This is a genomic window from Lysinibacillus piscis (assembly GCF_026012395.1).
GTDB classification, from domain to species: Bacteria; Bacillota; Bacilli; order Bacillales_A; family Planococcaceae; genus Lysinibacillus; species Lysinibacillus piscis.
Genome location: NZ_BRZA01000004.1, coordinates 20,394 through 44,187 on the forward strand (window position 1 = coordinate 20,394; position 23,794 = coordinate 44,187).

Below are 23,794 nucleotides of genomic sequence, written 5' to 3' on the forward strand. Positions count from 1 at the left end.
CCCAATCCATCACTTAAGCTCCTGTGGCTTAAAGCGTCTTCGCCCATAATCTATCATAATATTTCGTAAAAATGCTGGTAGTATATATTTTTTCTTTGCATATTTAAAACTTGGATAAAAATAGCCAAAGGTAAATAAATCGAGTGTTACTAATTTATAAATACGCTGCTCATCTGCTAATTCTCCATTCACCATCAACTGGCGATCCTCATTTACCATAAATCCATATGTCAACATTTTCCCGAAAATGACGCCTCTAAACCCTAGCCCTTTTAGTTCAATATAGGGCCATTCTTCATTTTTAGATTGTTGGTAAATTTCCTTTAATTCTGCCACTGATAATTCAATTGTACATAAATTAATAGGGTGTGGAAAAATTCGATGTATGTCAAGGGCGGTTACCTTTCCTTTTGGTAATCCATCTAAAAAAATACCCGCATTAAACAGTGCACAATCAGCTCCACTTTTCTCTACTATCGCCTGTGCAAATACATCAGACAACTGGGAATAATGAAACCACTCTTTATTATAAAATTTATCTGTTTCGAACACAGCTACATCTAGTAATTTTTTCCCTTCTTCTTCAAAGTATTGTACTATGTCTTTTTCATTTTTAACAGTAGGAAATTCTCTAATATTCAGCAAAATCTCGTTTTTTTCAACTATTTTCTTTAAATTGTCATCATATTCAATCACAAGATGTCCTAAATATTGACCAAACTTACCACCACCTGTTAATAATACGCCATTTACCCGTTCTCCCTCTAACAAAACATGGTGTGTATGTGAGCCAAAAATAACATCAATTGCTGGACATGCCTCCGCTAAAAGTCGATCTTCTGTAATGCCTAAATGGGATAGACAAACAATAATATCTACCTCATCACGCAATTGATGGACCAATTGAATAATTGTTTGCTGCGCATCATCGACTTGCCAATTTAACTCCCGATAGTACACATCGAACATCGCTGTAGCAGCAATGATGGCTAGCTTTGTCCCACGTACTGTTGTTATGATTACATATGGCTTCATCCAGCTCGGATTTGCCCCTTGTAGTGCCTGCACATTTGCCACAACTACTTGAAATGTTGCCTCATCATACAAATGGAATAGCTCATCATGTGTTAATGTAATGCCCTCATTATTGCCAATGGTCACAACATCATAATTTGCTTCATTCAATAATTGTACATTACCTTTACCAAATGTTGCCTCTGTATAAATATTTGAACGATCCAGATGATCTCCAATATCGAATAAATAGCTTGTCTCTCCTATTGCTGCAAGCTCTGCACGTTTTTGTGTCACAAAGTGCTGCATACGTGGCCAATACTGAAAATGACTATGTACATCATTCGTATGGAAAATATGAATTTTTTCAAGCATGAAAGCCACCTCACTTCACAATTTCTTACCATAATCCTTCGATAATCGAACGAATCCCCATTAATAATAAAATAATCCGTAATGCTACAACAAGTGTTGCTGATTGAATGCGTTTATTTAACGCAGCTCCTAGCTTTGCACCAATATAGGCTCCTGGAATGACAGGAATTGTATATAACCATGGCACATGCCCTAAGTAAATATGACTGGCTGAATTCACGATAGATGTTAAAAAGACCATAAACATGGACGTAGCCACTGCGACATGTGGTGGAAATAAAAATAAAATAATCATGGCAGGTACAATCATCGATCCACCGCCAATACCAAATAGCCCTGAGGCAAAGCCAATACCGAATGTTAAAAGCAATGCAAACCATACAGGATAGCCATAGACAAATGTTTGTCCTTCTGTATCTGTAAACTGTTGCTGCCGACCATTTTCTACAAACCATTTGACTGGCTTTAATTTGTCACGAACAAGTAATATTGTAGATAAAATAATTAATAGAATGCCGAAATACAAATTAAAAGAAGGTAAATCTACGCCTTTATTCACCCATGCGCCTAGCACTGTCCCAGGAATACTACCACAAAAAAAGATCAAGCCACTTTTATAGTCAACCGTTTTGGCTTTCAAAAAGCTCAATGTAGAGGCAAGCCCTGTAAAAATCATCATGACCACCGATAAACCAACTACTTTTTGTGGTGTCATATCAGGAATCAATCCCATGTTTAGCCCTATATACAATGTAGCTGGTACTAATATAATACCCCCACCAAGTCCTACTAATGCACCTATTAAGCCTGAACACAGTGCAATAACTACTAAAAGAATAAATTCCACTATAGCTCTCCTTCAAACATATCTAATTGTTTTGGGGCAAGTCCGCTATCCTGAATATCTAAAATTACTTGCAGCTCTTTTGCATTTTTCGCTGCATGATGTCCTGAATTATTATTAAAGAGAACGAATAATTCCTCTGCTTGTAACTGCCTTATATGTGCACCGAGCTGCTGTAATTCTTTTTGATTGTAATCATATAAAAAACGAACTTTACGCCAATTTTCTGTATTGCCTGTGTTGCGCCAGCCGTGAATATTGCGCCCATGAATGCGTATTAAGGCTTTTTTAGCCGTCACATGTGGATAAAATGGCACAGACCCAACGCCTGCTTGTGGTTCATCACATATTGTATGAATAAATTGATGCTCTTGTAAAAATGTCATCGTTTGTTGAACCATTTTCTCTGCATACCATGTTTGGTTTCGGAACTCAATCGCCACATCAAAATCACTTAATTGCTGACGAATATATCGTAAATATTGAACATTTTTCGCCTGACAATCAAACCATGGTGGAAACTGTGCTAATACCATACCTAATTTGTCATATCGCTTAAACTCATTGGCACAGTCAATAAAAGCATTGAACATATCATTTTTCGTGTCGAATGGGATGTCCCCACGCAAATGCCCTGTCATTCCTTGATAAGCCTTTAAAACAAAGCGAAAGCCCTTTGGTGTATCTTCACACCATTTACGCACATTTTCTACAGACGGTATTGCATAAAAAGACGTATCCACTTCTACCGTCAAAAAATGCCCTGTATAATCAAATAATTTATCCTTAGCAGCCGTTACACTGCTATAAAGTGAAGGGTGATCTCCCCAACCTGTTAATCCAACTCGAATCATTGACCCTCCCCCTTTATTACCATGATAGCATAATCCAGATTTTTTATTAAAAAAAGTGGGACATCAAAAAAGACTGAGCTATGCACGCTCAATCTTCTCCTTCTTTCATATGAAATTGCTTTATTGTACGCAAGCATACATCTGTTAAAATAGCTATGCCCTTCTCCATTGACTGATGATTAAATTGCATATATGGATCATGTAGACCTGGTGTAACATCTGCCCCAAGACCAAGCATTGTTGCTTTCAGATGTGGACGCTCAATTGTGTAAAAATGAAAATCGTCTGCCCCAGGTGTGATAATAATAGGTATAGCAGGACGCTCTAAAATATGTTCAATCGCTTGTGCCATAAAATGTGCCGCTTCTTCATTGACAACCGCTGCTGGTACATGGTCAAAAAATTCAATATGAATCGGAACATGATATAAGGCACTCAATTGCTGACAAACATTTTCTACCTTCGCTTTTAATTGCTCCATCACTTCATTTGTTTGTGCACGCAAATCTAAACCAAACGATGCTTTCCCTGGAATAATGTTAAAATTCTCTGTTCCAGCATGTACATTCGTCATCTTCACTGTTGCCGCAATATGTGGATCTATATGTGTAAAACTGAGTTGTTGCACAATAGATGTCACAACTTCAATCGCATTAATGCCTTTATGTGGTCTTGCTCCATGATGATCTAAGCCATCAATCTGTCCTTTTACAAATAAACAAGCTCCATGCTGAATACCTGCTGCACAATTAGGGTAACTAATTTCATCAAATGGACGTACATGAACACCATACAAATAATCTAAATCATCAATAACCCCTTCTTGAATAACACTTAATGAGCCATTGCCAAGCTCCTCAGCAGGCTGAAAAATGGCTCGCACTGTTCCATTCAAGTGACCTATTTTCTGTAATTGCTGCATCACACCTGTCACAATCGTCATATGTGCATCGTGCCCACAGGAATGATTTGCTCTCATCTCGCCATTGACCTCTTGCCATAATGCATCCATATCCGCACGTAGTCCAATTTTCGGTGAGCCTTCTCCAATCTCTACAGAGAAACCAGGAATATGTTGAAAGCGTTGTGGTTGAAAACCCGCTTCTTCAAATAAAGCTACAAGATAATTCGTTGTTTCAATCTCTTTCCAGCTTACCTCTGCATGTTCATGTAAATGTGTAAATAGATTTATTATACTTTCTTTCATCTACTATACCTCCTCTTATAACGACTATTTAACGACATATTATCATTGTAAAGAGATATTCATTATTGAGCAATATAGTTATTTGCCTTATTTAGCCTTAAATCCATTCTCCTCTATGCCTGTGAATGAATTTAATATCCGCCTCATAATGCTCAAGATGCCCTTCGTCTATCATTTTTTGAAAAGCACTATCTCCTTCGCTAGCTTTTCTTTTTATCGTTTGACATAGCCCTTCCAATCGTAGCAACACCATTTCCAAATAATCTTCTGTTATTTCTTGACCATAAGACTCAAAAAATAGTTTAATTCTTTGTGTGACACAGTCAGCATGCTGCGATGAATTATAGTAGACAGCTTCTCCAGTTTCAGAATACCAAATTCTGCTTAACGGAATACAAGTGTAAAGCGTATAGGCCACATCCCAAAGCCTCGGACCAGGGCCAGCAACATCAAAGTCAATAATGCCTACTGGTTTTTCGTTATTAAAAATAATATTATAGATAGCAAAATCATTGTGACAGAGAACCTCTATTTTGTTTGGCGTATTATCGATGGATTGCCAATCATCCGACAAAGGAAAATCACTAACAGCATCATGATAAAGGCACAGTATTTTTGCGATTTCTTTTAAGACACTATTAGACCACATATATTTCTTTAGAGGATAATTCCCTGCCTCACCCTCAATAAATGATAATATTTCCCGTCCATTTTCATCAATACCTAAAAATCTAGGCGCATAACTAAAGCCTTTATTTTCTAAATGCTTTAATAACTTATGAATTTTAGGACTATCTATTTTTACATCTCTCCGCACAGTATCGCCTAGCCGATAGACCTTCGAGACATTTCCTCCTGTTAATTCGTACTCGTTACTCATAACAATCCCCCATATTTTAGGAATCTAATGCTTATGTTCAATAAAGATACATTTTTAGCCATAAATAAAAGCAGATAGACAAAGGTATCTGCTCATCAATGGGAATTTAATTGTCCACATCATGTATCCCTTGAATGATTTCAGATAGACAACTCAACACATCCTAAAGAAAGTGCAATTGTCTTTATCTAATTAAATAATCATTTCAGGGTATGCCACATATGTCCTATCGATTCCCCTCTCTTTACATCTCTATATTCCATACTATCAAATCTTACTTGATAAAAAAAGTGTAGTTACTTTTGTGGTGTAAACATTGCATATACATCCTAGATAAAATGGGTTTCTATATGTTGAATAAAAACATAAAGCTATGTACGTTTTCAATAAAAAAGGTGGTATCAAACGGTATGTTTAACCGTTCGATACCACCTTAACATGTTGTTACATCAATATTCTAGACTTACCCAATAGAGCCTTCCATCTCGAACTTAATCAAGCGATTCATCTCAACTGCGTATTCCATTGGTAATTCTTTTGTGAATGGCTCAATAAAGCCCATTACAATCATTTCTGTTGCTTCTTCCTCAGAAATACCACGAGACATTAAATAGAATAATTGTTCTTCAGATACTTTTGAAACTTTTGCTTCATGCTCTAAAGATACATTATCATTCAAGATTTCGTTGTATGGGATTGTATCTGAAGTCGATTGGTTATCCATAATTAACGTATCACATTCAATGTTAGCACGTGCACCACTTGCTTTTGGACCGAAACGTACTTGCCCCATGTATGTTACCTTACCACCTTGCTTAGCAATCGATTTGGACACGATTGTAGAAGATGTATTTGGCGCCATATGAATCATTTTCGCACCAGCATGTTGGTGTTGCCCTTTACCTGCTAAAGCGATAGATAATGTCATACCACGAGCACCTTCACCTTTTAGGATACATGCTGGGTATTTCATTGTTAATTTCGAACCAATATTACCATCGATCCATTCCATTGTACCGTTTTCTTCAACGATTGTACGTTTTGTTACTAGGTTATAGACATTGTTCGCCCAGTTTTGAATCGTTGTATAACGGCAATAAGCATCTTTTTTCACGATAATTTCTACTACTGCTGAGTGTAATGAATTCGTTGTGTAAACAGGTGCTGTACAGCCTTCAACATAGTGTACGTGTGCGCCTTCGTCTACGATAATTAATGTACGCTCAAATTGTCCCATATTTTCAGAGTTAATACGGAAGTAAGCTTGTAATGGTGTTTCTACTTTCACACCTGGTGGTACATAAATGAATGAACCGCCTGACCAAACTGCTGAGTTCAGTGCTGCAAATTTATTATCTGTGTATGGAATTACTTTACCCCAATGCTCTTTGAAAATATCTTCATTTTCACGTAATGCAGAGTCTGTATCTTTGAAGACAATTCCTAAATCTTCAAGGTCTTGCTTCATGTTGTGATACACAACCTCAGATTCGTATTGAGCTGATACACCTGCAAGATATTTTTGTTCCGCTTCTGGAATACCTAATTTATCAAATGTTGCTTTAATTTCTTCAGGCACTTCATCCCAAGAGCGCTGTGTTGCTTCAGATGGTTTTACATAGTATGTGATCTCATCGAAGTTTAAATCGCCAAGATCCCCACCCCATTGTGGCATTGGTTTTGCATAGAAAGTTTCAAGTGCTTTTAAGCGGTATTCCAACATCCACGCTGGCTCTTGTTTCATATTTGAAATTTCACGGACAATTTCTTCAGTTAAACCACGTTTTGAACGGAAAATTGATACGTCCTTGTCATGGAATCCGTATTTGTAATCGCCGATATCAGGCATTTTTTTAGCCATTTTTTCTCCTCCGTTCTTGAATTGTTGATTGAGGAGAAATTTCCCCAATCCTATCTATTTCTATTGTTTTACGCCTTTTTCCATAGCCTTCCAAGCTAATGTCGCACATTTAATACGAGCTGGGAACTGTGATACGCCTTGCAATGCTTCTACATCTTCAAGGTCGTACTTATCGCCATAGTCTTCACCCATCATCATTTTAGAAAAAATATCAGCAAGCTCAAGTGCCTCTTCTACTTTTTTCCCTTTAATCAGCTGTGTCATCATGGAAGCTGAAGACATCGAGATTGAGCAGCCTTCACCGTCAAATTTCGCATCCTCGACTACACCATCTGTCACTTTTAAAGTTAAATGAATACGGTCACCACATGTTGGATTGTTCATATCAATCGTTACAGCATCATCTTCCAGCGATCCTTTGTTACGAGGATTTTTGTAATGATCCATAATGACTGAACGATACAATTGATCTAAATTATTAAAAGACATCGCCAAAATACTCCTTCGCAGAACGTAATCCTGTCACTAAGCGGTCAATATCTTCTTCTGTATTGTACAAATAGAAGCTTGCACGTGCTGTTGCCACTTGTTGCAGACATTTCATTAATGGCTGTGCACAGTGATGACCTGCACGAACTGCGATACCATTCATATCTAAAACAGTCGCTACATCATGTGGATGGACATCATCTAAGTTAAATGTCACTAATCCACAGCGTTTCATAGGATCACGTGGGCCAAAAATTTTAAGTCCATCAATTGTTTCAAGCTGTTCCATTGCATAGCCTGCAAGCTTATGCTCATGTGCTGCAATATTCTCAAGCCCAATTTCCGTTAAGAAATCAATCGCTGCACCTAGACCAACCGCACCTGCAATAATCGGTGTGCCGCCTTCAAATTTCCACGGCAGTTCTTTCCATGTCGAATCATATAAACCAACAAAATCAATCATTTCACCACCAAATTCGATTGGCTCCATGTTTTCAAGATGTTCCTTTTTACCATATAGAACACCAATACCTGTTGGTCCACACATTTTATGCCCTGAAAACCCTAAAAAATCGATATCTAAATCTTGTACATCAATTTTCATATGTGGTGCTGCCTGTGCGCCATCAGCTACCATTACAGCACCATTGGCATGAGCAATTTGCGCAATTTCTTTAATAGGATTAATTGTTCCTAAGACATTGGATGCCATTGATACAGATACAATTTTCGTTTTTGGCGTAATCGTTGCACGCACTTTTTCTAAATCGAGTGTACCATCCGCTTCAATATCGATATATTTTAGTGTCGCATTTTTTTCCTTTGCTAATTGCTGCCAAGGAATAATGTTCGAGTGATGTTCCATTTGCGTGATGACAATTTCATCACCCTCGCTAACATTTGCACGACCATAGCTTGCGGCAACAGTATTTAATGCTGTTGTTGTCCCACGTGTAAAAATAATTTCTTGTGTAGACTTCGCATGAATAAATTGACGAACTTTTTCACGTGCCCCTTCGTATTTATCCGTAGCACGATTTCCTAATGTATGCACACCACGATGCACATTAGAATTATCAAATTCATAATAATGCTTTAATGCTTCAATGACTTGTACAGGCTTTTGTGAAGTCGCAGCACTATCAAGATAAACAAGCGGATGTCCGTTAATCTCTTGGTTCAAAATAGGGAAATAGCTTTTAATGTTTTTATCCATCATTAACGCACTTTCCTTTCAATAACCTCCGTCAGTTGCTTTTGAACGCCTTCAATTGGTAATTGCGTAACAACTGGCGCAAGGAATCCATGGATAACAAGGCGCTCTGCTTCTGTTTTTGAGATACCACGGCTCATTAAATAATAAAGCTGTAATGGATCTACTCGTCCAACAGATGCTGCGTGTCCTGCTGTTACATCATCTTCATCAATTAATAAAATTGGGTTTGCATCCCCACGTGCTTTTTCAGAAAGCATTAGAACACGTGATTCTTGCTGTGCGTCTGCCTTTGTAGCACCATGCTCAATAAAACCGATGCCGTTAAAGATAGATTGTGCGGCATCCTTCATCACACCATGCTTCAAAATATGGCCATTAGAGTTTTTCCCCCAATGACGTACTTCTGTTGTAAAGTTTAGCTTTTGCTCACCACGACCAACAACAACCGTTTTTGTATCTGCATGTGAACCATCACCTACAAGATGTGAAATGTTTTCAGAAATTGTATCTGAATCATTCATTAAGCCTAAAGCCCAATCCACTTTTGCATCACGTGCTAAACGCGCACGACGATTGACATATGTTGTATATCCTTTTGCAAGAACATCTACCGCACCATATGTAATTTGTGCGTTATCTTGTGCTACTACTTCAGCAATAATGTTTGCTTGCCCTTTTGCTTCTTCCACTGTTGATACATATGTTTCTACATATGTGACAGCCGAATTTGCTTCCGCTACTACTAATACGTGATTAAATAAAGAAGCCTCTGCATTATCGTTCAAAAACACGACTTGTAATGGTTGTTCTATCACAACATTGCGTGGTACATAGACAAATACGCCACCATTTACAAGTGCTGCATGAAGTGCTGTTAATTTATGCTCGTCTACTTTTACTGCTTCTGTCATAAAATATTTTTGTACAAGTTCACTATGCTCACGAACTGCTGTTAACATATCTGTAAAAATAACACCTTTATCAGCAAGCTCCTGTGATGTACGGATATATGCAGGCGTATTATTGCGTTGAATATAAAGGTTTTCTTGTGCATCTACATCAATTAAACCTTTCACTTCTGCTGGTAATGCGTCAAGTGATGCAAATTCTTCACTTACAACTGTATGTGTTGGGAATGTTGTAAAATTCCATTTTGTAATGTTTGTTCTATCTGGTTTTGGCAAATCTAAACCAGTTGCTTTGTCTAGTGCTGCCGCACGAAGCTCTGTAAACCAAGATGGCTCGCCATTTGCTTCTGAGAACGAGCGCACGTCCTGTAATTCTACTGTCATGCTATTTCGTCCTCCCTTTTATGCTTGTTGTTCTTCTGCTTCTTCTTCAATACCTAATTCTTTTTTAATCCAGTCATAGCCTTCTGCCTCTAAGCGATGTGCTAATTCAGCACCACCTGATTTCACGACACGTCCTTGCATCATTACGTGTACATGGTCTGGTGTAATGTAGTTTAATAGGCGTTGATAGTGCGTAATCATTAAGCAGCCGAAGCCTTCGCCACGCATAGCGTTAATACCTTTTGATACAACTTTTAGTGCATCGATATCAAGACCAGAGTCAATTTCATCTAAAATAGCGAAAGTTGGCTTAATCATCATTAATTGAAGAATTTCGTTACGTTTTTTCTCACCACCAGAGAAACCTTCATTTAAGTAACGTTGTGCCATATCTTCATCCATTTCAAGGAATTCCATGTTTTTATCTAACTCACGGATAAATTTCATTAATGAAATTTCATCGCCTTCTTCACGTCGTGCGTTAATTGCTGAACGTAAGAAATCAGCGTTTGTCACACCTGCGATTTCAGATGGATATTGCATTGCTAAAAATAAACCAGCCTGTGCACGCTCGTCTACTTCCATTTCAAGTACATCTTCGCCATCAAGCTCCACTGTACCAGAAGTTACTTCATACTTTGGATGCCCCATAATAGCAGAAGCTAGAGTAGATTTACCTGTTCCGTTTGGTCCCATAATTGCATGAATTTCATTTGTATTGATTGTAAGATTTACACCTTTTAAAATCTCTTTACCGTCGATTGCAACGTGAAGATCTTTAATAACTAAAGTTGACATGAAAATACCTCCATAGTGTGTTCAGTGAATGACCCTTTACGCCTCGGCTAACTCTCATTCAGATTTTTTCGAGCTTGCTTGAAAAGTGCCTCTCCAAAATCCATGACCACCGCCGAAGCTGCATCTTGATTCAGTAGGGATTTGGGCACCTATTGAATCAAGATAAATCATTCCTTAATTATCATCATTCTAATCTTAACTGAAAATTGTTCTCTATGCAAATACTCTTGCTTTTCTATACGAAATCAGTGTTTATAAAAATATAGTGAATCAATTATAACCCTATTTTATTTTCAATAGATTCACTCTAATTGAGAATTAATTTCATCTAGCTACATAGTGGAAACCTATTAAAAATGACATGCTAGCGTCTAACACACTAGCATGCCATTTTTAATAATCTGCAAATAATTTTTGCAAAATAAAGTACGATTGTTTCAAACGCTCTGTTGATTTTGGCATTTGCCAAGTATCCCACGTATACGGTGCTAATGGAGCTAGCATACCATTTGTTGTTTCTGGTAACGAATCAATGACTTTACCATCTTTATCAACAAATACAGCCCCCATATAAATTTCATCTACTTTCACAGCAGCACTTGCGCCATCACGATAGAAATCTCCCATAAATTCACGCTGACTTGGATCTTTTGCTTGAATTAATAACCAAGGAATACGCAATTCAATGGTATTATCTGCTGTCCATGTAAAATCGACGAGTGAATTATAATCTGTTGCCTCTGGATTAGCATTTCCTTGCAACAGCTTACCTGTTTCATAAGAACTAAATTCTGTTACCCTATCTTCCTCTGGCAAATAAAGCTGCTTATTCAGCACAAAATAAATCGGTGCAAACTTACTGCTGTTTTTCACAGCTGTTGCCATACGTGGTGGTATAAGCTGTAAACGATGTCCATATAAATAGTCATAGAAATCATAGTATTCATCAACAACAACGCGTGAATCACCAGCTTTATTTAACTCAACAATAAAATCAATACCATTTGAGAATTTCGTCGTTGGAATCGTTGCCACTGATGTATTTCCTTGGTTTGGTACTACATCTAATAAAATACGTGGCGATGATTGTGCTAACAGTTCACTATTTAATTTAATATACAAATAACGCTCATCATAGTCGACGGCAAAATCTGCCTTCTCTGTCTTATATAGCGGTGTGTTTTGCCATTCTTCTGTATTGCCATCTACTTTTACCTTTAATCGATCAAAGCTAAGTAAACCAAATTGTTGCTCATTTGTTTGGGCATTAGACCAGAATGGACGTCGATTCGAATCATCATAATCCATTGTATTCCATGTGCGTTTAAACCACTCATCCTGCCATGTAAAGACAAGTCCGCCCAACAAACCTTCATGCATAATATCTTCAAACAAATGCTGTAATGTGTCCCCTTGAGCTTTTTCAGACATAAAGCCTTGGTTCCAGCCATAGACATTTTCATGCGTCATTCCACGAGAAGCAGGAATGCCAAATTCTGCAATTAAAACAGGCATATTATGTGCCTCATGTAGCTCTTTTAGATAACCAGCATAACTATTCTTATTTCCTCGAAAATCAACATAATTTAAGTAATCCTTATCGAAATTAAAGAAATCTGGGTAATATGGATACACATGATATGAAGCAAATTGCCCGATATCCTTCATCTCTTTTTTTGTATATATCACATTAGGATTTACTCCTACTAAATCTTCTTCCTCTGACGGCTCTGATGGATGCTCCAGCAAATCCGTTGTTACCCAATTCGTAAAGCTCATTGGACGCATCCAATTATATTTTTTCATTTCATAGGTAGTAATGAAATCCATTTGCTCTGCTAACCAATGCTCAAATGGCGCAGCATCCTTCGTTTCAAAATAATTGCCATCATATTGACCAAGTGCTGTGTGCTTTTCATTTGTACCAAGTACCATATGTGGATACCACTCAATCCCTAGCACCCAGCCAATCACATATTTTGATACATCCGCATCGTATAACCCTGAAGCATGTCCCGCTTTAGGCTCCACATAAGTATTGCCATGTATTACATCTACAATTCGTTGCATTTCTTCTTGGAAATCTTGCAATGTTTCTGGATTGTAGGCATCAAGAGAAGTTTCTAGCCCTGCTTCTTCAATCCATACACCATGTAAAACATATAATGGTTGCTTTGGATGTGCTTTATTGTACCTAGCAAGGGCATTATAAAAGCCTGGTGGATGCAATGTATAGACACGAATTGTATTGGCATTCATCTCTGCTATTTGCGTAAACCAACGATAATATTCTTCCTCTGTAATTGCTGCCTCCCCTGGAAATGCACCTGGTTTTCCCATACCAAGATTAACGCCCTTAAAGACAATTGGCTGCCATTTATCATTCTTTAATATTTCAAAGGTTTCTCCTTGAATACGTGCATTATAATAAGCACTATCTTGATTAACGACTGTTTTTATTTTTTTGTCTTCAAATACCTCAAATATTTTGTCCATCATAGGCACATAAATAGACCAATAAAATGAACGATCAGCAAATTTTTCTGCATATTTATAAACAGTTGGTAAGCCCTTTGCTTGATAGAAAAGGGGGGCTTTAGCGATATCATTAAAATCTCCAGCAAAATAATAGCTCGTAGTGTACTGCTTATCCTGTGTAACCATTGCTGCAAATTCTTCAGGAATATTATATTCCTCCAACAATTTTCGTCCCTCATCTGTTACATTCCATTCATAATTAGCAAGGACATCCTCTTGATATTTAGGTGTAACAATATCAAACCAATATTCATAATTAGCGCTAGCAGATGCTCCTAAAAACTTTTCCCCTTTCTTTGTTAACGATACTTTGATACCAGCTTTATCCACATGCCTGTCAAGCTCTAAGACAACTAGCTGGTTCGTTAGCTCATTCAAAAGAAGGAAGCCTCCACCTTTATAGCTCCACTTTTCACCGTATTGAGTGACAACCCATTGCGGAATATCTTGATTTTTAGTATAGTCCAATTCATCGAAATAACGTCCAATCCAACCAGACCATGTAACACCTAAATAATTTTGCAACTCTTTGCGAACAGCTTCAGATGTTGGTGATGCAAATGTATTGTACTCAGCAATAAGCATACTTTTTTCCTTACTTGCTAAGCGATTGACAATACTTTGCCATTCCTCCGAAGTTAAACCACCAATAATTTTTTCAGAACGTTCCCCTAAGCGTGTATTTTCCTTAAAATCATCCTCATAAACCCCATACATATCGGCTAAATAAATAACATCATAATCACTATAATCTGTTGGCAGCTTCTTTTCTGTCACACTTTTCTTTTTATCATCTGGCTTTACACCATAATAGTCTTTCGTGACATCATATGACTGTTGATTCAATGTGTATTTATAGTGATTTAAAAACCACGACAGCCCTAAATGTTCACGGTATGTTTCATTTGGAACAGTCTTGTCTAAAATAGCGACATGGATTGGTTTATCATCCTCTACATACCACCAAATGATTGGTATAGCGAGAAACATAATGATGATACTAACAGCTAAGTAAATTCGTTTCATACGCTATTCTCCTTTTTAGCAATCCCTACTCGTTTCATATTCCCCCAGTCACTTTTACCAAATAAAAAGCGAACAAGTCCTTCACAACGCCAAACAAGGGTTAGTGGACGATACCAAAATATTTCAGTAAAGGATAGTATGGTCATACGAAATAAATCTCTCATTGATGGATAAGTATTCATACTCCAAGCTTCAAATAATACAGAAGCGACTGAAAATATCACACCGTAAATAACGAATAACAATAACAGTACGACTGCCATTTCATAATAAATTCCACCTAAGAAAAAGGCAATAATGATATAAAGATAACCCGCCAGCTCAATAACAGGTCCTAAACATTCGATAAGCCAAAAATAAGGAAATGAAATAAAGCCTATTAATCCATATCGTGGATTGAAGGTCATTTTTTTATGTTTCCATAAACTTTCCATCAACCCTTGATGCCAGCGTCTGCGTTGCCTGCGTAAAACACCTACTGTTTGTGGAGCTTCTGTCCAACATACTGGATCGGGTACAAATTCAATGCGCTTCTTTTCTTTCTTCTCCTTTAGTAAACGATGGATATTGACTACCAACTCCATGTCCTCACCAATAATGTTTGTTGAGTAACCGCCTGCTTCAACTGCCCATTTTTTAGAAAATACACTAAATGCCCCTGAAATAATCAGTACAAGGTTAAACTTACTTAAGGCAATACGTCCCATTAAGAACGCTCGTAAATATTCTATAATTTGCATAACCACTAAGTAATTTTTCGGTAAATTTGTTTCATAAACAGATCCCAGCTGCATTTTTGCACCATTGGCAATCCGTACATTCCCACCCGCTGCAACTACTTCTCCATCAGATAAAATAATAGGTTTCATCACACGTAATAATGATTTCTCATCTAAAATGGAATCCCCATCAATAGAACAAAAGTAAGGATATTGTGAGATGTTAATGCCTACATTCAAAGCATCCGCCTTTCCACCATTATCTTTATCTACTAAAATACAATTTTGATAAATTTCCGATTGATAAATTTGTTTCACTTGCTTCGTTGGAATATTCACACGAATGATTTGCTGCACAGGCTTCATCTTGAAATGCTCAATAACTGTTTGTAATGTACGATCGGTAGAACCATCATTAATGATGATAATTTCTGTTTGTGGATAGCGTAAATTTAATAAAGAATAAACCGTATCCACCACACCTATTTCTTCATTGTATGCAGGTACAAGCAATGACACTGGCTTTGAATAAAATGCATCAATATGTGCATCATCATACTCCGATGGGTCTAAACGGTAACGCCTTTGTATGTCCAACAATGCAACGATAAACATAATGCAATAAGACATAATGACAAATAACATATACAATATAATAAGCTCACTAAAGAACATCATCAAATAATCCAAAATTTTCATCTGTTCCCCTGCTTTCTTACGATTGTCTCTTGTACCATTTCAATTGCATATTGATCATCTGCATGTGCTATAAATTGCTGTAATTTCGCTACTCCCTCTCGTTCCTCAGCAATGGTTTTGGCAGCCTGTGAACGCACCCACCAATTTTCATCCTGAAGGAGCTGCTCTAAATAAGGATAAGTGTAAGTCAATGGAGCATATTTAAAAATTTTAGCAACCATCAAACGTATCTCCCATACATTTGATGTCACAAAGGGAATATACGTATCAATTTCGTCCACAATCCCTATCTCATAAAGCCCTTTCAATGCTCTAATTTTAATTTCATCACTCTCATCGTTTAACAAACGCTTTAAATTTTCTATAAATTGCATATTACGCTTTACCGCTGTTGTATCAATAATAGCAAGTTGAATATTTTGTTCATTGTTATAAAAATCATCAAACATTTGATTAAATACATCATCCGATAATAAGATAAATAATCGACGATATTCACTTTCTGAATATCTTGTTCTTGCTTCTTTAATTTTTTTTAGGAATATTTCTGGCTGTAAAATGGAATATATTTTAAGTAACTGAAAATATTCTTCCTTTGAAATCTTTTTTTGCTCAAATTGTAAAGCTTCATCCAATAATTCATTGATACGGAAATCTGCAATCCGATACAAAGCATTCATACGAACACCCCAGAATCTACTAGTTAGATCTTTCGCATAAAATTTCTTCAAATATTGATTGGCTGAATTTTGTATCTTATTTGTTACTTCTGCGTTGATAACATTTTTTAAATATGAAGAAAAAATCTCCTCAACTGCTGCAACCTGTGCTTTTCCACGTGGTATCATAGCAATCGAAAATTCAGCATCTTGAAATAAAAAGGCATACCATGCTTGTGAATATGTTTGTAAATAAACAGCTCTGGCTTTATTAAAACGTACCTCTCTACTACGCTGAAAAAGAATATATACTATAAACACAGCCAATACAGTAAGCATCACAAGAATGGCGGACAATAGGAATGGTATGGATAGTTCAATCATAGCCATAACCTCTCAAACGTCCGTTTAATTTTTGCCTCTAATAAGCGTAAATTAAATGGCTTGGTAATAAATTCATCAGCTCCACCATCATAAGCATTGATTGCAACACTTTCTGAATTGCGTTCCGACATCATATAAATAATAAATTTATTCCCATTTGGCATTGCTCGCAAAAGATGCAATATTTCAAATCCATTTTTCCGTGGTAAAATATCATTTGTAATAATCAAATGAATATGTGCAGACTTATAATTATTCGATTGGAAAAAGCTATAGCCATCTTCATATGTTGATACTTCCAAAGAAAAATGTGGAATGACTAACTGACTAATGGCTACTTCAAGCACCTGCCTAAATATTTGATTTTGTTCAATGACACTTACCTTCACATGTTCAGTTGGTGGCTGTTGATAGTCTATGATTTCCTCTACAGCCCACTTCTTCTGCCCTATCTTTGTCAATAGCTGTTTGTTTTGCGTTATTAATGTGTCAAAACTTACATCATTATTACGGATTTCAGTAATTGTCGCATTAACCAATAAATTACTATGCTCTTCCTCCAAAATATTGAAAATACGCTCCAAAAAAGCTCGAGCTTCTACAACACTGCTCTGTAAAAAAAATATTCCCCAATGCTTACCGTCTACTAATTGAAATAATAAATCTGTTTTCCTTAATTTCGATTTCAAAAACATGGACATTTCTTCAGGAACAGCATGATTTTGCACATCATTTGCGAACGTTAAGAATACTACTGTCATCGTTAAATGGGAGCGAATTACACTTTCACGCAATATATTAAAATAACGCTTCACCTCATGCTCCTGCATTACATCTTGCGACATCATTGGCATATCCATCTCTAATTCTCCCCTCTTATATAAACGTCCATCTAGATTAGAATTCAAATTATACTATTGTTCCTTTCTACATAAATGCTAATATTTAACTATTCTTTACAATAGATATATTATACCAATAAAAAGCGGTTTCAATTCATTATAATAGTTACATATTACCATTTTACATTTATAATTTCAATATACTTCAATCATAAATAGTTCATTTAACCTATTATCATATCACTCATACAAATTCCAATATCTAAGCCAAATCAATCATAAAATAGTCTGTATTTATAACATCGCTCATTAGTTTCGAATATTTTGAATTCTATAGTGTTCCAGCTCATCAAATAAATAACCGATAGACTCAAATAGAAATACCCGTACAGGATGAATTAATGTTTAATCCACAATCTTCATTCACCAATAAATAACAGGAAAATCACTTAGTCACCTTTATTTGATATTGTATAGAATGATTAATGCTACGCAGAGCCACACATAAAGTATCATCATCGTTTATTGTTTTAATACTATTAGATTAACCGTTATCTTTTATATTAAATAGTATATAATGAAAAGAAATCAATCGTATTTTGCGATTAATCGAGGTGAATAAATTATGGAACTACGTCAGTTACGTTATTTTGTAGAAGTTGCAGAACGAGAACATATATCAGAAGCGGCGGAACATCTGCATGTTGCTCAATCTGCTATTAGTCGTCAAATTGCTAATTTAGAGGATGAATTAGGTACGCCACTTTTTGAACGTGTTGGACGCAATGTCAAATTAACACCCATCGGTAGAATTTTTCTAGAGCATACCATTACTGCTTTAAAAGCTATTGATTTTGCAGCAAAACAAGTAGAAGAGTATTTAGACCCTGCAAAAGGAACGATTAAAATTGGCTTTCCAACCAGCCTAGCTAGCTATGTTTTGCCCACTGTCATTTCAGCTTTTAAACAGGACTACCCCGATTTGCAATTTCAGCTTCGACAAGGTTCCTATCGCTTTTTAATTGATGCTGTTAAAAATCGGGAATTAAACTTAGCCTTTTTAGGTCCTTTACCTCCAAAAGATGAAGCGATTCAATCAACCGTGTTGTTTACCGAAAGCATTGCAGCACTGTTACCAGCCAATCATCCATTAGCTAAAAAGGAAAGCATTCAACTTGGGGATTTACGCCATGAGATGTTTGTGTTATTTCCAGAAGGCTATATTTTACATAAAGTCGCAATGGATGCTTGCCGTGCTGCTGGTTTTTTACCAAATGTCATTTCAGAAGGAGAGGATTTAGACGCACTAAAAGGCTTAGTAGCTGCTGGCATTGGTGTGAGCTTACTCCCTGAAAGCTCATTGTACGATTCCAGTGCCCGCTTTACAGTGAAAATACCGATTACTTCACCAACGATTCCACGAACAGTTGGCATCATCTCGCCTATTAATCGTGATATTGCACCTTCTGAACAAGTCTTTTTGGACTTTGTCACTCACTTCTTCTCACGTCTCTCTCAATTCCAATAAAAAAATCGCCACTTATCATGGCGATTTTTTATTGCATTATTTAACTGGTACAACTGCACCTTTCCACTCTTTAAGAATGAAATCTTGAATTTCTGGTGATTTTAATGCTTCGTATAATTTTTGAATTTCTGGCTTTGTTTCATCTCCAGCACGTACTGCTAAAATATTCACATATGGAGATTCTTTGTCTTCCAATGCAATGGAATCTTCAATTGGATTTAAGCCATTGTCAATCGCAAAGTTTGAGTTAATTAGTACAGCATCACCTTCATCATTATTGTACATCTGTACTAACATTTCCGCTGCTGTATTTGCATCAAAGTTAAAGTTTTTCGGATTCTCAATCACATCTTTTAGCTCTGCTTTTGTTTTATCAACGCCATCTTTTAACTTAATTAAACCTTTTGCTTCAAGCAATGATAACATACGTCCATGGTCTGCTACTGAATTGGAAAGTAAAATTGTTGCACCTTCTGGCAGTTCCTCTAATGATTTATACTTTTTAGAGTACACACCGATTGGCTCAATATGGACACCACCAACATTGGCAAATTCATAACCATTATCTGCAATTTGCGTATTAAAGTAAGGAATATGTTGGAAATAGTTTGCATCAATATCACCATTTGATAAATCTTGGTTTGGCAATACATAATCTTGATATGTTTCAACTTTTAGCTCAATGCCTTCTTTTTCTAAAATCGGTTTTACTTTTTCTAAAATCACAGCATGTGGTACATTAGAAGCACCAACTGTTAATGTCACATTTTCTTCCTTACTTTCTGGCTCTTTTGTTGTTTCTCCTGAATTTGCATCTTCTTTCTTAGCAGTGCCACAAGCAGCTAATGCTAAAACAAGTACTGCTAAAAATAAACCTGTTAATAATTTTTTCATATGAATATACTCCTTCGTATTTTTATTGTATATAGCAACGGTATAAAACCGAAATACCCTAACGCTTATCTGTTTTGACTGTAATCATATCGCCAATCCATTGAATGACAAAAACAACTAATAAGATTAAAATAGTCGCCATTAATGTCACATCTTCTCGACTACGCTGGAAGCCATCTAAAAAGGCTAAATTCCCTAAACCACCTGCTCCAATAATACCTGCCATTGCCGTATAGCCAACAAGCGCAACAGCTGTCACTGTAATACCAGAAATCAGTGCTGGTAGTGACTCTGGAATTAACACCTTCCAAATAATCGTCGATGTTTTTGCCCCCATTGAACGAGCCGCTTCAATGACACCTTTATCAATTTCACGCAATGCAATTAACACCATACGTGCATAAAATGGCGCTGCTCCAATAATGAGCGCTGGCAATGCTGCATTCGCTCCTCGAATTGTGCCAAGTAAAAATTTCGTAAACGGAATTAATAAAATAATGAGCACGATAAATGGAATAGAGCGGAAAATATTGACTAGTGAGCCTGTTAAAAAGTTCACGATTTTATTTGCCCATAGCTGATTCGGACTTGTTAAAAATAATAAAATACCAATAGCTAAGCCTAAAATAAAGGTAATCACAGTCGAAACGGTCGTCATATACATCGTTTCATATGTGGCTGCCCACATTTTTGCCCAATCTACATTTGGAAAAAGACTAGTTAGCATGTGTTATCACCTCTGTTTGTACCTCAACTGTATTTAAGTAATTTAATGCCTCAATGACATTGTTAGCTGAACCATCAATTTGAACAGTTAGTGTACCATATGCACCATTTTTCGTTTGCGAAATATTCCCATGCACAATACTTACCTCTACATCAAATTGTTTAATTAAGTGTGAAATAATCGGTTGCTCTGTTTTTTCACCTACAAAAATCAATTTCACTAATTGACCTGTTGGATAGCTTGCTTTCAGTTGTGCGACTATTTCCTGTGTTTCCTTCGTATCTGTAATTTGTGATACGAATTTTTTCGTAATCGCTGCCTGTGGTGCTTGGAATACTTGTAATACCTCACCACGCTCCACAATTTCGCCAGCCTCCATGACAGCTACACGATGACAAATTTTGCGAATGACATGCATTTCATGTGTAATCAACACAATCGTTAAACCTAGTCGTTCATTAATGTCGACAAGTAAGTCTAAAATCGCATCCGTTGTTTCAGGATCGAGTGCTGACGTTGCCTCATCACATAAAAGCACTTCTGGGTTATTAGCAAGGGCGCGCGCAATACCAACACGCTGTTTTTGTCCTCCCGATAATTGCGATGGATAGGCTTGTTCACGTCCATTTAAACCAACAAGGTCAATCAATTCTTTGACACGTGCTTGTCTTTTTGCTTTTGATACACCTGCAATTTCAAGTGGAAAAGCAATATTTTCAGCAACGGTTCTAGACCAGAGTAAGTTAAAATGTTGAAAAATCATACTCACTTTTTGACGAGCATCTCTTAGCTTTTGCCCTTTAATCGATGAAAATTCCTGATTATTGACGGTTACGGTTCCAGATGTCGGCTTTTCCAAACCGTTTAATAAACGAATCATTGTACTTTTCCCTGCTCCACTGTAACCAATAATGCCGAAAATTTCACCTTTGTTAATGCTAAGGCTAACATCCTTCACAGCTGTCAATTCGCCATCTGCGGTCTTATATTTCTTTGTAATATTTTGAAGTTGTATCATCACAGCGAATCTCCTTTAATCAAAATATAAAAAACCCCTTCACTCATTAGACAAGTAGAGGGGGTTTTTCGTACGCTATACGATTAACCGTTCTCTCATCTTCCAAAGATACTATCTTTGCGTGATTTGGCACCTTTTCACATCGTGATGGTTGCCGGGCTTCATCGGGCACTTCCCTCCGCCGCTCTTTATAAGAGTTCGATATATGAAATGTTTTAATATAAACGTTACTTTATCACGCATCGATCAGTCAGTCAATGCTTTTTTGCAACAATTCATACAAAAAAGGTACGGATTGAAACGCATAAATTTTTTCTGTCACAATTCCGCCATGACTAATGAGCAAACATGGCACACTTTCAATTTGATTGTCATAGGCAACTTGCTCTAAAAAATTAATATTTGCCTGTCCTATTTTTAGCTGCGGTAGTAATTGTTCGACAACTGTCAGCATTTTAGATGCTACCGCACATGTTCCACACATCGGTGTGTACAAATAAAAAGCCGCTTTTTCTTCTGAGCCTTTCATCGTTTCCCAATGTTCCTTTGACCATTCTTTCATTTTTCATGTAACCTCACAAAATATATTCATGATGAATGGAGAAATGTGCACGTAACAAGATTGTTGCGAGTACCTTTCTCGGTGTCGTTTCTACTTCTTTATATGTGGGCATTGTCCGTAAATGCTCTGCCTCTGGATAATGTCTGTCCATTAATGCTCGCAACTTATCCCCTGATAAATCTGCATCAAAAAATGTATATAGCTCACAGCCTTCATATGGATCGAGTAGCTCTTCTAATTGGTGAACACCAATTGTACCATTTGTACAAAGTATTGTAACATCCTCACTCAAAATAGGTGCAATGCGAAGCTTATCTGAGCGTCCTTCTACAATTAAGCATTTTTTCTCGAACATCACGCCACCTCCATCAGACATATGCTTACCAATGAATAGAATCGTTTCTTGATACTAGTATATAACAAAAAACGCCGGTAATTGCCGACGTTTTCCCATTTTAGCTCGTTTTATTCTGAAATTAATTGCTCATATTGTTCTGCTGTTAGAAGGTTTTCAACTTCTGAAGCATCCGCAGGCTCAACAACGATCATCCATGCTTTTTCATATGGTGATTCGTTCACAAATTCTGGACTATCTTCTAAATCAGCGTTTACTTCAACGACAGTACCTGAAATTGGTGCATATAATTCGGAAACTGTTTTAACAGATTCTACGCTACCAAATGGGTCGTCTGTTTTGATTTCATCGCCAACTTGTGGAAGCTCAACGAATACGATATCGCCTAACTCTGACTGTGCGAAATGTGTGATACCGATACGCACTTTTCCATCTTCTACTTTTACCCACTCATGCTCTTCAGAATAACGTAAATCTTTTGGTGTACTCATGCCCAAAAACCCCTCCATCAATATGTAATTTCTTCATTTTCAGTGTGCCATATTTCGCTTATAAAAACAAGAACAAATGCTGTTATTTCCAAGTCTGTTCAAAATCTGTTTCTTTAAAACCTAACGTTACATTTTTACCATCTGTTACAAGCGGACGTTTGATTAACATACCGTCTGAAGCAAGCAATGTAAGCTGCTCTTCCTCTGTCATCGTTTCTAATTTATCCTTCAAACCTAACTCGCGATATTTCATACCAGATGTATTAAAAAATTTCTTTAACGGTAAACCGCTCGCTTGCCAAATATTTCGTAATTCATCTTTTGTTGGTGTTTGCTCCACAATGTGAATATTTTCATAGGCTATACTATGGTCATTCAACCATTTTTGTGCTTTTTTACATGTTGTACATTTAGGATATTGTATGAATTGAATCGTCATGAAAATGCTCCTCTACTCTTAGTTAGCTGTAGTATACCATCACTTGTCGGTATAGCGTCAATCCATCCTCCCTGCATAGAGAA

The 23,794-nt window shown here is 36.8% G+C and carries 22 protein-coding genes and 1 riboswitch; of the genes, 1 reads left to right on the top strand and 21 read right to left on the bottom strand.

Features of this window, described 5'->3' with window-relative positions:
* Positions 1–9: 9 nt before the first annotated feature.
* The 14 genes from OPF91_RS14540 to OPF91_RS14605 form a co-directional block, all read right to left on the bottom strand.
* Complete coding sequence (locus OPF91_RS14540) at positions 10–1,389, bottom strand: bifunctional metallophosphatase/5'-nucleotidase (protein ID WP_264989611.1); 1,380 nt, start codon at positions 1,387–1,389, stop codon at positions 10–12.
* Between the two features lie 25 nt (positions 1,390–1,414).
* A complete protein-coding gene (locus OPF91_RS14545) occupies positions 1,415–2,236 on the bottom strand; it encodes a sulfite exporter TauE/SafE family protein (protein WP_264989612.1) in 822 nt (273 codons plus the stop codon).
* Positions 2,236–3,087 carry a DUF72 domain-containing protein gene (locus tag OPF91_RS14550; RefSeq protein WP_264989614.1) on the bottom strand — a complete coding sequence of 284 codons (852 nt, stop codon included), beginning with the start codon at positions 3,085–3,087 and terminating at the stop codon, positions 2,236–2,238. Before OPF91_RS14550 ends, OPF91_RS14545 begins: the two co-directional genes overlap by 1 nt.
* An 88-nt stretch (positions 3,088–3,175) precedes the next feature.
* Positions 3,176–4,294: an amidohydrolase gene (locus OPF91_RS14555; RefSeq protein ID WP_264989615.1), complete on the bottom strand. Its 1,119-nt coding sequence runs from the start codon at positions 4,292–4,294 to the stop codon at positions 3,176–3,178.
* A gap of 97 nt (positions 4,295–4,391) precedes the next feature.
* The gene (locus OPF91_RS14560) at positions 4,392–5,174 is read right to left on the bottom strand and encodes an aminoglycoside phosphotransferase family protein (protein ID WP_264989616.1); all 783 of its coding nucleotides are present in this window, start codon (positions 5,172–5,174) and stop codon (positions 4,392–4,394) included.
* A 463-nt stretch (positions 5,175–5,637) separates the two neighbouring features.
* Positions 5,638–7,035 (bottom strand): Fe-S cluster assembly protein SufB, encoded by a 1,398-nt coding sequence (gene sufB, locus OPF91_RS14565; RefSeq protein WP_264989617.1) that lies wholly within the window; start codon positions 7,033–7,035, stop codon positions 5,638–5,640.
* Positions 7,036–7,095: 60 nt separating this feature from the next.
* On the bottom strand, positions 7,096–7,524 hold the full coding sequence (gene sufU, locus OPF91_RS14570; RefSeq protein ID WP_264989618.1) for a Fe-S cluster assembly sulfur transfer protein SufU: 429 nt from the start codon (positions 7,522–7,524) through the stop codon (positions 7,096–7,098).
* Positions 7,514–8,743, bottom strand: coding sequence for a cysteine desulfurase (locus tag OPF91_RS14575; RefSeq protein ID WP_264989619.1), 1,230 nt, complete (start codon positions 8,741–8,743; stop codon positions 7,514–7,516). Before OPF91_RS14575 ends, sufU begins: the two co-directional genes overlap by 11 nt.
* Positions 8,743–10,032 carry a Fe-S cluster assembly protein SufD gene (sufD, locus tag OPF91_RS14580; RefSeq protein WP_264989621.1) on the bottom strand — a complete coding sequence of 430 codons (1,290 nt, stop codon included), beginning with the start codon at positions 10,030–10,032 and terminating at the stop codon, positions 8,743–8,745. The genes OPF91_RS14575 and sufD overlap by 1 nt, the downstream gene beginning before the upstream one ends.
* Positions 10,033–10,050: 18 nt before the next feature.
* Positions 10,051–10,830: a Fe-S cluster assembly ATPase SufC gene (gene sufC / locus OPF91_RS14585; protein ID WP_373877061.1), complete on the bottom strand. Its 780-nt coding sequence runs from the start codon at positions 10,828–10,830 to the stop codon at positions 10,051–10,053.
* 393 nt (positions 10,831–11,223) lie between these two features.
* Positions 11,224–14,394: a hypothetical protein gene (locus OPF91_RS14590; RefSeq protein ID WP_264989622.1), complete on the bottom strand. Its 3,171-nt coding sequence runs from the start codon at positions 14,392–14,394 to the stop codon at positions 11,224–11,226.
* A complete protein-coding gene (locus tag OPF91_RS14595) occupies positions 14,391–15,812 on the bottom strand; it encodes a glycosyltransferase family 2 protein (protein WP_264989623.1) in 1,422 nt (473 codons plus the stop codon). Before OPF91_RS14595 ends, OPF91_RS14590 begins: the two co-directional genes overlap by 4 nt.
* Positions 15,809–16,855, bottom strand: a complete 1,047-nt coding sequence (locus tag OPF91_RS14600) for a HEAT repeat domain-containing protein (RefSeq protein ID WP_264989624.1) — start codon at positions 16,853–16,855, stop codon at positions 15,809–15,811. The genes OPF91_RS14595 and OPF91_RS14600 overlap by 4 nt, the downstream gene beginning before the upstream one ends.
* Positions 16,852–17,715 (bottom strand): response regulator, encoded by an 864-nt coding sequence (locus OPF91_RS14605; protein WP_264989625.1) that lies wholly within the window; start codon positions 17,713–17,715, stop codon positions 16,852–16,854. The genes OPF91_RS14600 and OPF91_RS14605 overlap by 4 nt, the downstream gene beginning before the upstream one ends.
* Positions 17,716–18,322: 607 nt before the next feature.
* Between OPF91_RS14605 and gltC the strand changes: the two genes are divergently transcribed.
* Positions 18,323–19,225 carry a glutamate biosynthesis transcriptional regulator GltC gene (gene gltC, locus OPF91_RS14610; RefSeq protein WP_264989626.1) on the top strand — a complete coding sequence of 301 codons (903 nt, stop codon included), beginning with the start codon at positions 18,323–18,325 and terminating at the stop codon, positions 19,223–19,225.
* Positions 19,226–19,261: 36 nt separating this feature from the next.
* Here gltC and OPF91_RS14615 read toward each other — a convergent pair whose 3' ends face one another.
* From OPF91_RS14615 to OPF91_RS14645, 7 genes are all read right to left on the bottom strand, one after another.
* On the bottom strand, positions 19,262–20,119 hold the full coding sequence (locus OPF91_RS14615) for a MetQ/NlpA family ABC transporter substrate-binding protein (RefSeq protein WP_264989627.1): 858 nt from the start codon (positions 20,117–20,119) through the stop codon (positions 19,262–19,264).
* A gap of 58 nt (positions 20,120–20,177) precedes the next feature.
* Positions 20,178–20,846, bottom strand: a complete 669-nt coding sequence (locus OPF91_RS14620) for a methionine ABC transporter permease (protein ID WP_264989628.1) — start codon at positions 20,844–20,846, stop codon at positions 20,178–20,180.
* Positions 20,836–21,864, bottom strand: coding sequence for a methionine ABC transporter ATP-binding protein (locus OPF91_RS14625; protein WP_264989630.1), 1,029 nt, complete (start codon positions 21,862–21,864; stop codon positions 20,836–20,838). Before OPF91_RS14625 ends, OPF91_RS14620 begins: the two co-directional genes overlap by 11 nt.
* Positions 21,865–21,956: 92 nt before the next feature.
* Positions 21,957–22,061, bottom strand: a riboswitch (SAM riboswitch).
* Between the two features lie 53 nt (positions 22,062–22,114).
* Positions 22,115–22,426: a thioredoxin family protein gene (locus tag OPF91_RS14630; protein ID WP_264989631.1), complete on the bottom strand. Its 312-nt coding sequence runs from the start codon at positions 22,424–22,426 to the stop codon at positions 22,115–22,117.
* 13 nt (positions 22,427–22,439) lie between these two features.
* Positions 22,440–22,781, bottom strand: a complete 342-nt coding sequence (locus OPF91_RS14635; protein WP_264989632.1) for a toprim domain-containing protein — start codon at positions 22,779–22,781, stop codon at positions 22,440–22,442.
* Between the two features lie 110 nt (positions 22,782–22,891).
* Positions 22,892–23,272 carry a glycine cleavage system protein GcvH gene (gene gcvH / locus OPF91_RS14640; RefSeq protein ID WP_264989633.1) on the bottom strand — a complete coding sequence of 127 codons (381 nt, stop codon included), beginning with the start codon at positions 23,270–23,272 and terminating at the stop codon, positions 22,892–22,894.
* An 82-nt stretch (positions 23,273–23,354) separates the two neighbouring features.
* Positions 23,355–23,711 (bottom strand): arsenate reductase family protein, encoded by a 357-nt coding sequence (locus OPF91_RS14645; protein ID WP_264989634.1) that lies wholly within the window; start codon positions 23,709–23,711, stop codon positions 23,355–23,357.
* Positions 23,712–23,794: the final 83 nt, after the last annotated feature.